General features: G+C 44.8%; 9 protein-coding genes. 7 read left to right on the top strand and 2 right to left on the bottom strand.

Annotation, left to right across the window (positions count from 1 at the left end):
• Window positions 1-21: 21 nt before the first annotated feature.
• Window positions 22-2,826 (bottom strand): two-component sensor histidine kinase BarA, encoded by a 2,805-nt coding sequence (gene barA, locus JCM16456_RS13185; protein ID WP_068715076.1) that lies wholly within the window; start codon window positions 2,824-2,826, stop codon window positions 22-24.
• A 166-nt stretch (window positions 2,827-2,992) separates the two neighbouring features.
• Here barA and rlmD point away from each other — a divergent pair, with 166 nt between their 5' ends.
• The 5 genes from rlmD to eno all read left to right on the top strand — a co-directional run bounded on the left by rlmD (window position 2,993) and on the right by eno (window position 10,719).
• Window positions 2,993-4,315, top strand: a complete 1,323-nt coding sequence (gene rlmD / locus JCM16456_RS13180) for a 23S rRNA (uracil(1939)-C(5))-methyltransferase RlmD (protein ID WP_068715074.1) — start codon at window positions 2,993-2,995, stop codon at window positions 4,313-4,315.
• 71 nt (window positions 4,316-4,386) lie between these two features.
• Entirely contained in the window at window positions 4,387-6,609 is a 2,223-nt protein-coding gene (gene relA, locus JCM16456_RS13175; protein WP_068715072.1) for a GTP diphosphokinase, read from the top strand.
• Between the two features lie 86 nt (window positions 6,610-6,695).
• The gene (gene mazG, locus JCM16456_RS13170; protein WP_068715070.1) at window positions 6,696-7,493 is read left to right on the top strand and encodes a nucleoside triphosphate pyrophosphohydrolase; all 798 of its coding nucleotides are present in this window, start codon (window positions 6,696-6,698) and stop codon (window positions 7,491-7,493) included.
• A gap of 212 nt (window positions 7,494-7,705) precedes the next feature.
• The gene (gene pyrG, locus JCM16456_RS13165; protein WP_068715068.1) at window positions 7,706-9,343 is read left to right on the top strand and encodes a glutamine hydrolyzing CTP synthase; all 1,638 of its coding nucleotides are present in this window, start codon (window positions 7,706-7,708) and stop codon (window positions 9,341-9,343) included.
• A gap of 74 nt (window positions 9,344-9,417) precedes the next feature.
• Window positions 9,418-10,719 (top strand): phosphopyruvate hydratase, encoded by a 1,302-nt coding sequence (gene eno / locus JCM16456_RS13160; RefSeq protein WP_068715066.1) that lies wholly within the window; start codon window positions 9,418-9,420, stop codon window positions 10,717-10,719.
• A gap of 176 nt (window positions 10,720-10,895) precedes the next feature.
• On the opposite strand, the gene JCM16456_RS13155 is transcribed toward eno, so the two are convergent.
• Window positions 10,896-12,131, bottom strand: coding sequence for a multifunctional CCA addition/repair protein (locus tag JCM16456_RS13155; protein ID WP_068716082.1), 1,236 nt, complete (start codon window positions 12,129-12,131; stop codon window positions 10,896-10,898).
• Window positions 12,132-12,219: 88 nt separating this feature from the next.
• On the opposite strand from JCM16456_RS13155, the gene JCM16456_RS13150 reads away from it, so the two are divergent.
• A complete protein-coding gene (locus tag JCM16456_RS13150; protein WP_068715064.1) occupies window positions 12,220-13,812 on the top strand; it encodes an AAA family ATPase in 1,593 nt (530 codons plus the stop codon).
• Complete coding sequence (locus tag JCM16456_RS13145; protein ID WP_068715062.1) at window positions 13,799-14,521, top strand: general secretion pathway protein GspB; 723 nt, start codon at window positions 13,799-13,801, stop codon at window positions 14,519-14,521. Before JCM16456_RS13150 ends, JCM16456_RS13145 begins: the two co-directional genes overlap by 14 nt.
• The last annotated feature ends 49 nt before the right edge of the window (window positions 14,522-14,570 follow it).

The following is a 14,570-nucleotide window of genomic DNA, read 5'->3' as shown; positions in this document are numbered from 1 at the left end:
GCTTCTAATCTTTCCTTCTATCTAGGCTGTTAGATGCGCTCGAGCCGCCTCTATCACTTTTTCCATTTCATCTTGCATCTCAAACAATTCTGGTTCGACATCGGCAACCGTGGCTCCCGAGCGTAGAGCTTGCTCTAGCGTCGCGCAGACTTTTTTCAAACGTGGTACACCACTGTATGAACAGCTACCATGGAGTTTATGTACATGGTGTAACAGATCCTCTGCCGGGAATTGATCATCTTCGAGAGCTTGCTCAATGACTTGATTGACCTGCGGTATGTAATCAACCAGCATCTGTAACATTTCGTGAGCGAGGTCGGGTTTATTCGCCGCTTGGCGTAAAGCGTTTTGCCAATCAATAATCAAATCCGAATTCACTTCATACATCACCGGTACGGAATCTGTTTCTTGTGAGGATTGTGGTGCTGGTAGCTCCAGCTTTTGCACTTCATCGGTGCTAGCATGGGGATTCCAATGCACCAATACCTGCTGCAAGATGTGCTCTTCAATCGGCTTGGTCAGGTAATCATCCATCCCTGCTTTAAGAAGACGATCGCGTTCGCCACTCATGGCATGAGCGGTGACAGCTACCACTGGTGTTTGTGAGTTGAGCGCGATTTTTTTGATCTCTTTGCATGCAGTAACACCATCCATATGCGGCATTTGAATGTCCATCAAAATAATGTCGAAGTGACGTACTTGCGCTTCTTTCACTGCGTCTAAGCCATTTTTGCAACTGATGACAGATTCCACTCGTTCTTGGAGTAGGGCTGTAATCAGTTTTAAGTTGGCTGGGTTATCATCGACCGCCATCACAGTTAACGGCAATTTATCTTGGTTAGGCATTGGTGGTAACTCGACCACCTCGACGCTTTGCGGCTGATGACTCAATAGGGTCTGCAACAGTTTTTTCCGAGCAATTGGCTTAGTAATACATTGAACAGGAAAGCGCTGCATAAGTTGGTCAGCTAATGCCAGCTCAGTACTTGGTGTACCGATGATAATATTCGATGACATCTGTAGCGCCGAGTGAATCCAAGTTTCTATCTCGACAATATCCACTTCTTTGCTTGGTGATAGATTAAGTAACACGTAATCGTAGTGTCCGGATTCAGTTGGCATGCTGGAGCGGTATGTCACTTTTAAACCTGTGCTGGTCAGTGTTTGCTGGACAATTGAGGCCGCTTGCATGTTTGGCTCGATCAGAAGTAACTGTTTATCAGCCAAACCAGACGTTTCAAGCAAGCTGTCACTCATTGGCATATCAGTGGTATGAACTCGAATGGTGAACCAGAATGTGGAACCTTGGTGTAAACGGCTGGTTAAACTAATTTCCCCTCCCATTTGGCTGACCAGTTTCTGGGTGATAACTAAGCCAAGGCCAGTACCACCATAACGACGGGAAATGCTGGCATCCGCCTGACTAAAGGCTTGGAATAGCTGAGCTTGCTGACGTTCTGAAATACCAATCCCGGTATCTCGCACCATAAATTGCAACTCAATGGTGTCTTCTCGCTGTGAGCGCATTTCCACACTGATATCAATGTTGCCGTGCTCAGTAAATTTAATCGAGTTACCCATCAAGTTGGTCAAGATTTGCTGAATGCGCAGTGGGTCACCCACTAACCCAGAAGGAATTTTCGAGTCGACTTTTAAGGTGATTTCTAACCCCTTTTCATGGGCGCTAGTGGCTTGAAGGTTAATCACCTCTTCCAAGGTGTCTTGGAATTCAAATGGAATATTTTCTAGAGCTAACTTACCGGCTTCGAGTTTGGAGAAGTCCAAAATATCGTTGATGATATTAAGTAAGTTGTTCGCCGATTTCTCTATGGTTTGTAGGTAATCTTGTTGGCTATTGGTTAATTGCGTTTTGAGCATTTGGCGCGTAAAGCCAATGACACCATTTAAAGGTGTGCGCAATTCATGGGACATATTGGCCAAGAACTCCGATTTAACCCGAGCCGCCTCTTGGGCGCGTTTTTTGGCAATATCCAATTCCACGTTTTGGATTTCGAGCTGTTCTAATGTTTCTCGTAAATCTGAGGTGGCTTGGTCGATGCTGTGTTGCATCTCAACATGGTATTCCGACAGGGACATCGCCATGGCGTTGATGCCTTTTTTTAGGTCATCTAATTCACCGTGCATGGTGCCTTCGATACGCACATCCAAGTGGCCGCGACGAATTCTATCCACCACATCTTTCATGTGGCTGATAGGCTTGGTGACATCATGCATTAGTCGAAATGCAAAAACGCCAGAGAGGATTAAGCCCATAATCAACACCAAGCAAGCAGAAAAAATTTCTTGATACTGTTGTAGCCGTAATGAGGTGAGATCGAGTTCTATTGCTATGTAACCTAAAATAGGTGCATTAGGTTCGTTCCAGTTGCCTTCAACCAAGCGACTTTCGGCCAATATCGGGGTGCGAAGTATGAGAGTGTTTTCGTCGAGTTGCGAACTGCTCAGGGCGGGAATCGGTTTATCTCTCGGGTACATCATTTCTTCGAAATTGGGATGAAAGTTCGAAGTGACAAACAGTTCATTCTTCGCATCAAAAATCGCAATACTGCGCACAAACTTAGAGTTTTTACGATGGGCGTAACTGATGATTCGTCGAGCCGATTCGCGACTATCATTGCGCAGAGCATCTTCACTGGCGATGGCAAGTGGTTCAATAATACTTGCCCCGGCGTTGATCACTTGGGTTTCTAAATCGTGATAACGGTTAAAAGAGAACAGAGCGCTCAGTAATAGCCCTATGATTAAAGTGGGGGCGAGGGTTAGAGTGATAACGCGTGCGCGCAAACCATATCGGGATCGAATCATTATTGTCTAAACATTATGGTGTGGATATGGGAAAATAACCGGCATTCGAAGTGCCCAAGTTATCCGATAAGTGTTTAGCTTAATCAACTCCTCTGTATTCGACAATCACCCAGAGGCAGAATAGTGATAACCCGGCAAAAATAACAATGATTTAGGCAGTGTAAGCATGGCGCGTTTTTTCCAACCGAAAAAGAAAACATCAATCGATACAAAGCATCAAGCAATCAAGGTAGAAAAGCTTGACCATCAAGGTGCGGGGATCGCGTTTCTCAATAAAAAGCCCGTATTTATTGAAGGCGCTCTTGCTGGAGAGCAAGTGTTGATGCAACTGACTGAATCTAAAAGTAAGTATGCACGTGGTAAATTAATCAAAGTGCTAGAGCCCAGTCCAGAGCGAGTTAACCCTTTCTGCCCGCATTATCAGTTATGTGGCGGTTGTGATTTACAACATCTACAACGTGCAGCGCAAGTGGCACACAAACAGCAAGCTCTTTCTCAATTGATGCGTAAATTTTCCGGTGAGACCTTAACGCTTTCTGAACCAGTAATCACAGAAGATAAAGGGTATCGCCGTCGTGCACGTATGAGCATGATGTGGAATAAAAAGGTTAAGCATCTTGATTTTGGCTTTCGCCAACGTGCAAGTAAAAATATCGTTAATGTTACGGATTGCCCTGTGTTAGATGCGAAATTGAATCATCATTTAGCCCCGCTTAAAACGCTATTGAGTGACTTTCAACAGCCAGAAACGTTAGGTCATCTCGAATTGGTTCGTGGTTCGAATACGGCAGTTATTGTGCTGCGTCATCTTGCACCATTAGCTGAAAAAGACCGCGCAGCATTAGTAGCTTATGCACAAGATAACTCGTTAACTTTATATCTTATGCCTGAAACTAATCAATTAGTTAAGGTGTGGGGAGACGACCCTTATTATGATGAAAACGGTGTAACGGTACCATTTTTGCCGACCAACTTTATTCAAGTGAATCAAAGTGTGAATCGGAAAATGGTGGAGCAAGCGATTGCTTGGTTAGATGTTGAGTCGAGTGATCGAGTTTTAGACCTTTTTTGTGGGTTGGGCAACTTCAGTTTACCGCTTGCTAAGTTAGCTCATGAAGTCGTTGGCGTTGAAGGGATTGATGATATGGTCTTGAAAGCGAGCGATAACGCCCAAATTAACCAATTGAAAAACGTTTCTTTTTACCAAGCTAACTTAGAAGAAGATATGACGACTCAAGCGTGGGCAGAGCAGAAATTCGATAAGATTTTACTCGATCCTGCTCGTGCTGGTGCTGCAGGTATTATCGAGCAACTTGGCGCATTTTCTGCAAGCAAAGTCGTGTATGTATCGTGTAATCCTGCTACGCTTGCTCGTGACAGCCAGAGTTTGCTTAATCAAGGTTACGAATTAGCTCGTTTGGGGATGCTAGATATGTTCCCTCACACAAGCCATTTAGAATCGATGGCGTTATTTGTAAAAAAACGTTAGCAACAATGAACTTCATATTTATTGGCTGTGTCTCATCAGCTGAACAGTAAACAGACTTTAGGACGATATCGATGGTTGCGGTACGGAGCGCACACTTAAATCCAGATCAACAGTTTGAGTTGGCAACGTGGATTGCTAGCTTGCAACAAGAGCCCAAGGTGGCAGCGAAACTGACGGAAGTGTACCGTCAGTGTGAAGAGTTGCTTGAAGGAAACTCTCAAGCGGCTATGTTGCTGTGGCGTGGTCGAGAAATGATCGAAATATTGATCACTCTCTCAATGGATAAAGCGACCCTCGTATCCGCGTTGCTATTGCCGATAGCCACCAGTGGTATCCTAGATTTTGAAGAGCTTGAAGAAGTTTACGGCAAAGAGATTGTTAAGCTGATTCGTGGTGTTGAAGAAATGGCCGCGATTGGGCAGTTGAACGTTACTCTGCATGGTACTGAAGCGTCTGCTCAAGTTGACAACGTACGTCGCATGCTATTGGCGATGGTGGACGATTTTCGCTGCGTGGTCATTAAGTTGGCCGAACGTATCTGTAACTTGCGTGAAGTGAAAAATCAGCCAGATGAAGTGCGTCGAGCGGCAGCGAAAGAGTGTGCCAATATCTATGCGCCATTGGCGAATCGTTTGGGCATTGGTCAGCTCAAATGGGAAATCGAAGATTACGCTTTCCGTTACCAGCACCCCGATACTTACAAACAGATCGCCAAGCAGTTATCTGAACGGCGTATTGTTCGTGAACAGTACATTAAAGATTTTGTTGACGATTTACGTCAAGAAATGAAAACCTCCAACATCAAAGCAGAGGTGAGTGGGCGTCCGAAGCACATTTACAGTATCTGGCGCAAAATGCAGAAGAAAAGCTTGGCATTTGATGAGTTATTCGATGTGCGAGCCGTGCGTATTATCGCTGAAAAACTGCAAGACTGTTACGCTGCTCTTGGTATCGTTCACACGAAATACAAGCACTTACCGAGTGAGTTTGACGATTACGTTGCTAACCCTAAACCGAATGGTTATCAATCGATTCATACGGTAATTTTGGGGCCTGAAGGTAAAACCATCGAGATTCAAATCCGTACCAAGCAGATGCACGAAGAGTCTGAACTTGGTGTCGCTGCTCACTGGAAGTATAAAGAAGGAACCAGTGCAGGTCGTAGTGGTTACGATGAGAAAATTACTTGGCTACGTAAGCTGCTTGATTGGCAAGAAGAGATGTCTGATTCTGGCGAAATGCTGGATGAATTGCGCAGTCAGGTGTTTGATGATCGCGTTTATGCCTTTACGCCGCGTGGCGATGTTGTCGATTTGCCAATGGGTTCAACCCCATTGGATTTTGCTTATCACATTCACTCCGAAGTAGGGCATCGTTGTATTGGTGCCAAAGTGGCTGGGCGCATTGTTCCATTCACTCATAAGTTACAGATGGGGGATCAAGTTGAGATTATTACCTCACGCGAGCCAAACCCATCACGCGATTGGTTAAACCCAGCACTAGGTTTTGTTCATTCAGGTCGTGCTCGGGCGAAAATTAATGCTTGGTTCCGCAAGCAAAGCCGAGAGAAAAACCTAGAAGCTGGACGTGAAATACTGGAAACAGAATTGGCTAAAATTGGTGCCACTCTGAAAGACGCGGAGCAGTATGCACTTAAGCGATTCAATGTGAATACCACAGATGAACTGTTTGTTGGTGTGGGCAGTGGTGATTTGCGAATTAATCAAATAGTTAATCACATCAATGCGTTAGTGAATAAGCCAACTGCGGAAGAAGAAGACAAGTTAGCCTTAGAAAAACTTCAGCAAGAAGAGCATAAACCTGCTCACGGGGCTACCCCAAATAAAGATGCTGTAGTGGTGGAAGGCGTCGATAACTTGATGACCCATTTAGCACGCTGTTGTCAGCCGATTCCAGGCGATGAAATTCGTGGTTACATCACACAAGGGCGCGGGATTTCAGTGCATCGTAGTGATTGTGAACAGCTTGCTGAGCTACGTCATCATGCACCAGAGCGTATTATTGATACCGTATGGGGACGTGGTTTTGTTGGATCTTACTTGCTGACATTGCGTGTGGAAGCAATGGAGCGTAGTGGTTTGCTAAAAGACGTGACGACGTTATTGGCAAATGAAAAAGTAAAAGTTACCAGCATGAAAAGCCGCAGTGATTTTAAACGTCAGATGACGGTGATGGACTTTGAACTTGAATTAAGTAGTGCTGAAGTTTTAGATCGCGTAATGAAGCGTATTGAAGCGACCAAAGATGTGATTCAAGTAAAACGATTAGGATAAGGCGTCGCCAGTGTGGCGCATCGCAATAGCATTGAAACGAGGTTGAAACTCACAGTGACAACCTCGTTTATTTTTTGGAGACAGTAATGACTCAACCTATCGAGCAACTTAAACAGATCATGCAACAGCTACGTGATCCAGAAAATGGCTGTCCTTGGGATAAAAAACAGACCTTTTCGACTATCATTCCGCATACGATAGAAGAAACATATGAAGTTGTGGATGCCATTCATAAGCAAGATTGGGGCAACCTCAAAGAAGAGCTTGGTGATCTTCTGTTCCAAGTGATTTTTTACAGTCAACTGGCTCAAGAGAAAGGGTTGTTTGATTTTGATGAGGTTGTGGCGGGCGTAAATGAGAAGCTAGTGCGTCGTCACCCTCATGTGTTCGGTGATGAAAACTTTACTACTCAAGAAGAATTGAATGCCAATTGGGCCGCGCAAAAACAAGCAGAAAAACAGCAGCAAGGTGTGGTTGAAGAGAGTATTTTAGATAGTGTTCCTGTCTCATTGCCAGCGCTATCGCGTGCCAATAAAATCCAGAAAAAATGCAGTCAGTATGGATTTGATTGGGATACATTAGGGCCGGTAGTCGATAAGGTCAAAGAAGAAATTGACGAAGTCGTTGAAGAAGCGGTGCAAGTGGATATCAATGAGCAAAGGGTTGAAGAGGAACTGGGTGACCTTTTATTTGCAACGGTCAATTTGGTGCGACATTTGGGTAAGGACCCTGAAATCGCACTGGGCAAAGCGAACCAAAAATTCGTTCGACGCTTCCAGGGTGTTGAGCAGCATGTCAGAGCCAATAACAAAACTCTGCAGGCGTGTTCTCTCTCTGAGTTGGACGGATTTTGGGAGCAAGTCAAAGCGAGTGAAACTAAGTAATTGTTCGCGTGCGAGTAATTATTTGTTTTGGAACAAATTTGCTTCAATCTGTGTGATGTGATTTTTATTGCGTTAATACAGTTTGATTTGAAGCAAAAAATAAAAAACTGAGTGTGATAGATTTCACGTTGTGGCGATTAATGGGTTCTGGTATATTTATTTCCCGTCCAGATGAAATCCATTTCCCTCATTCAACCAATTTCAGGTTAAACATGACGACAAATTATATTTTTGTTACTGGCGGGGTTGTATCCTCTCTAGGTAAAGGTATTGCAGCAGCATCATTAGCAGCGATTTTAGAAGCTCGTGGTCTTAAAGTGACTATCATGAAGCTCGACCCATACATCAACGTTGACCCAGGCACAATGAGCCCGACTCAACATGGTGAAGTGTTCGTTACGGATGATGGCGCAGAGACAGACCTAGACCTTGGTCACTATGAGCGTTTTATTCGTACTAAGATGACTAAGCGCAACAACTTCACTGCGGGTCGTGTTTACGCAGACGTTCTACGTAAAGAGCGTCGTGGTGACTACCTAGGCGCAACTATCCAAGTTGTTCCACACATCACTAACTCAATCAAAGACCGCGTTATTGCAGGTGCAGAAGGTTACGACGTTGTACTTGTTGAAATCGGCGGCACGGTTGGTGATATCGAATCTCAACCATTTATCGAAGCAATTCGTCAGCTAGCGATCGAAGTGGGTCGTGAACACACTATGTTCATGCACTTAACTTTGGTTCCTTACCTAGCCGCCGCTGGTGAAGTGAAAACCAAACCAACTCAGCACTCTGTGAAAGAGCTATTGTCTGTTGGTATCCAGCCTGACGTATTAATCTGTCGTAGCGACCGTATTATTCCTGCGAATGAACGTAAGAAAATTGCGTTGTTCTGTAACGTAGCAGAGAAAGCGGTTATTTCGATGAAAGACGTAGATTCTATCTACAAAATCCCTCAACTGATCAAATCTCAAGGTCTTGATGATCTTGTTTGTACTCGTTTTGGTATTGATGCTCCAGAAGCGGATCTGTCTGAATGGGAACAAGTGATTTATGAAGAAGCGAACCCAACTGGTGAAGTGACCATCGGTATGGTAGGTAAGTACGTTGAATTGCCTGACGCTTATAAATCAGTAAACGAAGCGTTAAAACACGCTGGTCTGAAAAACCGCTTAAGTGTGAATATTAAGTACGTCGATTCTCAAGATATCGAAACCAAAGGTGTTGAATTACTTGAAGGTCTTGATGCAATCTTAGTTCCCGGTGGTTTCGGTGATCGTGGTATTGAGGGTAAAATCCGTGCTGCACAATATGCACGTGAAAACGAAATTCCATACCTTGGCATCTGTCTAGGTATGCAAGTCGCACTAATTGAATACGCACGTAACGTTGTAGGCATGGAAGGTGCTCATTCAACAGAATTTAACAAAGAGACTAAATACCCTGTGGTAGGATTGATTACCGAATGGGTAGACGAAGAAGGTAACGTTGAAGAACGTAGCGAAAAATCAGACCTTGGCGGTACAATGCGTCTTGGTTCTCAGCTATGTCACCTTCAAGATAACTCAAAAGTTCGTGAATTGTATGGCAATCCAACCATTCATGAGCGCCACCGTCACCGTTACGAAGTGAACAATGTATTACGTCCACAGCTTGAAAAAGCGGGCTTGAAAGTGTCTGGTCTGTCTGCAGACAAGAAGTTGGTTGAAGTGATTGAGAACCCTGCACACCCATGGTTTGTTGCAGCGCAGTTCCACCCAGAATTCACGTCAACTCCTCGCGACGGACACCCTCTGTTCTCTGGTTTTGTGAAAGCAGCGGGTCAATTTCAGCGTGGTGAATTGAAATAAAAGGATACGGAGGTATCCGTGTTATCGGGTACCTCTTTAGTTTTGACATTTAAATTCAATGAGAGGAAACATTAATGTCTAAGATCGTTAAAGTTCTAGGTCGTGAAATCATCGACTCACGCGGTAACCCAACTGTTGAAGCTGAAGTACACCTAGAAGGCGGTTTCGTAGGTATGGCTGCTGCACCATCTGGTGCTTCTACTGGTTCTCGCGAAGCTCTTGAGCTACGTGACGGCGACAAATCTCGTTTCCTAGGTAAAGGTGTTCTTAAAGCTCTATCTGCTGTAAACGGCCAAATCGCTGAAGCTCTAGTAGGTAAAGACGCGAAAGACCAAGCTGCAATCGACCAAATCATGATCGACCTTGACGGTACTGAAAACAAATCAAACTTCGGTGCTAACGCTATTCTAGCTGTTTCTCTAGCTAACGCTAAAGCAGCTGCTGCAGCTAAAGGTATGCCTCTATACGAACACATCGCTGAACTAAACGGCACTCCTGGCGTATTCTCAATGCCTCTACCAATGATGAACATCCTTAACGGTGGTGAGCACGCAGACAACAACGTTGATATCCAAGAATTCATGATTCAACCAGTTGGCGCTAAATCTATCAAAGAAGCAATCCGCATGGGTTCTGAAGTGTTCCACAACCTAGCTAAAGTTCTTAAAGCTAAAGGTATGAACACTGCTGTTGGTGACGAAGGTGGTTTCGCTCCTAACCTAGAATCAAACGCTGCTGCTCTAGCTGCAATCAAAGACGCTGTAGCTGCTGCTGGTTACACTCTAGGTACTGATATCACTCTAGCTATGGACTGTGCTGCATCTGAGTTCTACGACAAAGAAGCTGGAAACTACAACCTTAAAGGCGAAGGCAAAATCTTCACTTCTGAAGAATTTAACCACTACCTAGAAGGTCTAACTAACGAATACCCAATCGTTTCTATCGAAGACGGTCTAGACGAATCTGACTGGGAAGGTTTCAAACACCAAACTGAACTTCTTGGCGACAAAATCCAACTTGTTGGTGACGATCTATTCGTAACTAACACTAAGATTCTTAAAGAAGGTATTGATAAAGGTATCGTTAACTCTATCCTTATCAAATTCAACCAAATCGGTTCTCTAACTGAAACTCTAGCTGCTATCAAGATGGCTAAAGACGCTGGTTACACTGCAGTTATCTCTCACCGTTCAGGTGAAACTGAAGATGCAACTATCGCTGACCTAGCTGTTGGTACTGCTGCAGGTCAAATCAAAACTGGTTCTATGAGCCGTTCTGACCGTGTTGCTAAATACAACCAACTAATCCGTATCGAAGAAGCTCTAGGCGAACGTGCACCATTCAACGGTCGTAAAGAAATCAAAGGCCAAGCTTAATTCTTAAGTTTGCTCTGATACATGATTAATAAACGCCTCCCATTGGGGGCGTTTTTTTATGGGCCCCTCTTTGCCATCTTTGGCAAAGAGGGGGATGCTTATCAGCATCCGCCTGATGAGTAAAACTGGAGCATAATTAGGAACGGTTATTTAGCCCCTTGACTTGTCGCGGGTGATCATTCAGCGTTGAGGTAGTTCTGCTTAAATAGTTTCACCACTTCAATACGCCTTCTATGCTGCTCTTCACTAATATCTTTACCCACAAAGCCATCGGCAATGATTGGCTGTGGCTTGACCTCAAGAGCGGCTTGGTAAGCCAGTGTCATGTAGTGGCGTTGAGGGTATTCAATGTGCTCTAAATCGAGTCGACCACGATGATCCGCTTCACAGCAAACGAGTATTTGCTCCAGTCGTTCAGGGCGTCGCCAGACATTCATCTCGTGGAGGATTTTTACGATAGTGCGGGGTTTGAGCTGCAATGCATTGTGAATATTGGTGTGGTGTTGGCAAACACTTAGTGCTAAATCACGAAACTCATTGGGAACTCGAATGCGTTCACAGAGCTTACGAATAACAGTAAGTCCGGTATGACAATGCATTTTATGGCTGGGCCACTCAGTTGGTGGCGTTAACCCTTTGCCTAAGTCGTGCACTTGCGCGGCAAAGCGTACTTGAGCATCCTTACTTAGCTTTGATGCTTGTTCTGTTACCATTAGAGTGTGAAGACCCGTATCGATTTCTGGATGCCATTGTGCTGGTTGTGGCACTCCGAAAAGTGCTTCAATTTCTGGTAATACAACGGCTAATGCACCACATTCATGAAGTACTTCTAGAAACTTCTCGGGGGATGGTGTTGTCAGAGATTTATGCCACTCTTGCCAGACTCGCTCTGGAGTAAGATGATTCAGTTCACCAGAGTTAGCGATATCTCGCATTAACTCCATGGTTTCTTTCGCGACCGAAAAACCGAGGTGGTGCAGTTTTGCTGCAAAACGAGCGACCCGCAGGACGCGCAGAGGGTCTTCTACAAAGGCGCTGGAGACGTGTCTAAGCTTGCGTTCACGAATATCTTGTTCGCCTCGATAAGGGTCATAGAGATTCCCATCTTGGTCTTGGGCAATTGCGTTGATAGTCAGGTCGCGACGCATTAAATCTTCTTCAAGAGTTACATCTTGGGCGAAGTAACAATCAAAGCCCGTGTAACCAACGCCGGTTTTGCGTTCCGTACGGGCGAGGGCGTATTCTTCTTTGGTTTGCGGATGTAAGAAAACGGGAAAATCTTTTCCTACCGATTGATAGCCTGATTGCAACATAGCTTGCGGGGTGCTGCCAACCACAACCCAGTCACGGTCGTGAACTGGAAGTTGCAGTAATTGATCGCGGACGGCGCCGCCAACTAAGTAGATTTTCACCACAAAACCTCAAAAATCGTTATTACATTTGGATAAACATAGTCGGCAATGATACTTTGCGACTAGTTGTAATGGTAGAGAAGAGCACATGTATCAGGAATTTTTTGGCTTTAACGAATTGCCGTTTTCAATTGTGCCAAACTCCCGCTATCTATTTCTTAGTCATCGTCACCGAGAAGCGATGACGTATTTGCAATCGGGTTTGGGTGATGGTGGTGGTTTTGCCATGCTCACTGGTGAAGTGGGCACGGGAAAAACCACAGTGGCCAAAGCCATGTTAGCTAACTTGCCCGATACAACTCGTTGCGGTTTTATTCTAAATCCTACTTTTTCTGAGCGAGAGCTTCTAGAGGCGATTTGCGATGAGTTTGAGGTAAGTTATCCCGAACAGGCGACCTTAAAACAGCTCAGTCAGTCTCTTGGCGAGTATTTGCTTGAGCAAGAGGCACAAGGATGTCAGGTCTTGCTGATCATTGATGAGGCTCAGCACCTTGCCCCTGATGTGCTCGAACAACTGCGTTTATTGACCAATTTGGAAACCGAACAGCGCAAATTACTTAAGGTGCTACTTGTTGGCCAACCCGAATTACAAGAGAAGCTGCAAATGCCACAACTGCGCCAATTGGCGCAACGTATCACAGCTCGTTACCACATTCTGCCATTAGATAAGCATGAAGTTCGTCAGTATATCCAGTTTCGTTTGGAGTGTGCTGGTGGTGACGCTCAACTGTTCCCCGATAGTGGAATTAAATGGCTAGCCACTCAAACTCATGGTATTCCTCGCTTGATTAATCTGGTGTGTGATGCGGCCTTAAAGGCGGCCTATCAAGCTGGACAAAAGACGCTTACGGTGGAATGTGTTAAGCAGGCGACCGCTCAAATCATGAGTTTTCAATCGACCGTTTATCAAGCCTCCACGAATAAATCGACAGTGCCAGGGCTTGTCTCTTTAGCTGTTGGCGTTGGTTTATCGGTGCTGCTAACGCTGGTGTGGCCATTGTTTTCTGCAAACCTTGTCGATAGTTGGTATCCGTTGCCACCTAAGGTTCAGCCAATCGAACAAGTGCAGATACCAAAAGCCATCATGAGCGCGCTTGAAAAAGCCAGTGAGAGAGAGCCTGCGGTTACCGCCTTGTTTGGTTTATGGGGCTATCAAGCATCCGTCGTCGATACAATGTGTCAGGATGATGCACCATCTCAATTGGAATGCGAAACACGTGAAGGCGACTGGGATGACATTGCTGAATTAAAAATGCCCGTTATTCTTCAGTTGGAAGTGAATGGGGCTGCTCGCTATGTTGTATTATCCCACTGGCGTGGGGATTGGGTTGATGTGTTAATTGATGGACAGCAGTTCCAGATTGAAAAACAGTGGCTTGAATCATATTGGCATGGGCAATATGCCTTAGTGTGGAAGCGCATGTTTCATCGCACTCTCAAGCTAGGAATGCAAGGCGATGATGTCGCTGAACTTGATAATAAACTGGCCATGTTATTAAAAATGCCTTTGCGTTCGGACAACCAGTTTGACCAAGAACTGCAGCATAGAGTAGAGCTATTTCAGCGCTGGCAACATATGAATGTTGATGGTGTAGCAGGTAATCGCACCCTACAGAAAATTGAGGAAATGAGCCAAGAAGATGCTCCAAAGCTAGAGGAGCTAACTCATGTCGACGCTTAATCTTCACTGGATGAATACCAAATCAGGCTGCGTAGCTTTATTGATGATACCGCTGGTAGCGACTTCAAGTTGGCTGACAATTGATACAGTTGCACAGCGTAAGGATGACATTCACCAATTATCTACCCAGAGCCCGCCGATTAAGTATGTCGACGCGAAGTATCACGTTGTGCCTTATCCTCAGTTTTCAGGGCTTAAATCAACCTATGTGGTTTCTGAGACTAAATTAAACTCACAACAACCGCCGCTTGTCATTAGTCATAGTGATAATAGTCCGATAGTGGCTAACACGAGTGTGCCCAAACCATCACCGGATGAAATTAAAGAGAGTCAAGCGAGTCAATCTGCCGAGGATGCGCTCAAAAGCTTAGATTTAAGTAAACTATCGTTATCGATGAAATCAAAGGTAGAAGCGGCGATCAAAAGTGAGAAACGTTCAGTGCAAACTCCGGAGCAAGATCAAGATGCGATGGACTTACGCCGTCATGAAGATGAGTATCAAGGAATACTGCCAGCGCTAAATTTTCAAACCCATGTTTATACCTCTGATCCCACTCGTCGCTGGGTGAAAATTAATGGTGTGGAATATCGGCAAGGGGATAGTGTGGGTACAGATATCACGTTGGTGGAAATCAAACCTAAAAGTACGATTATTCGCTTTAAGGGCGACCTGATCGAAATTCCTGCACTGTATGAATGGCGAGGATAAAAAACGGTCCGTAGTTACGGACCGTTTTTCATTTGTCAGGTTGATCTTC

The organism is Vibrio tritonius (assembly GCF_001547935.1).
Lineage (GTDB): Bacteria > Pseudomonadota > Gammaproteobacteria > Enterobacterales > Vibrionaceae > Vibrio > Vibrio tritonius.
The sequence above is the reverse complement of the archived record's forward strand: the minus strand, read 5'-3'. Positions and strand labels throughout refer to the sequence as shown.

Coding starts and splice junctions, on each gene's coding strand:
- barA (WP_068715076.1), bottom strand. CDS start 2,826: ATGATTCGATCCCGATATGGTTTGCGCGCACGCGTTATCACTCTAACC.
- rlmD (WP_068715074.1), top strand. CDS start 2,993: ATGGCGCGTTTTTTCCAACCGAAAAAGAAAACATCAATCGATACAAAG.
- relA (WP_068715072.1), top strand. CDS start 4,387: ATGGTTGCGGTACGGAGCGCACACTTAAATCCAGATCAACAGTTTGAG.
- mazG (WP_068715070.1), top strand. CDS start 6,696: ATGACTCAACCTATCGAGCAACTTAAACAGATCATGCAACAGCTACGT.
- pyrG (WP_068715068.1), top strand. CDS start 7,706: ATGACGACAAATTATATTTTTGTTACTGGCGGGGTTGTATCCTCTCTA.
- eno (WP_068715066.1), top strand. CDS start 9,418: ATGTCTAAGATCGTTAAAGTTCTAGGTCGTGAAATCATCGACTCACGC.
- JCM16456_RS13150 (WP_068715064.1), top strand. CDS start 12,220: ATGTATCAGGAATTTTTTGGCTTTAACGAATTGCCGTTTTCAATTGTG.
- JCM16456_RS13145 (WP_068715062.1), top strand. CDS start 13,799: ATGTCGACGCTTAATCTTCACTGGATGAATACCAAATCAGGCTGCGTA.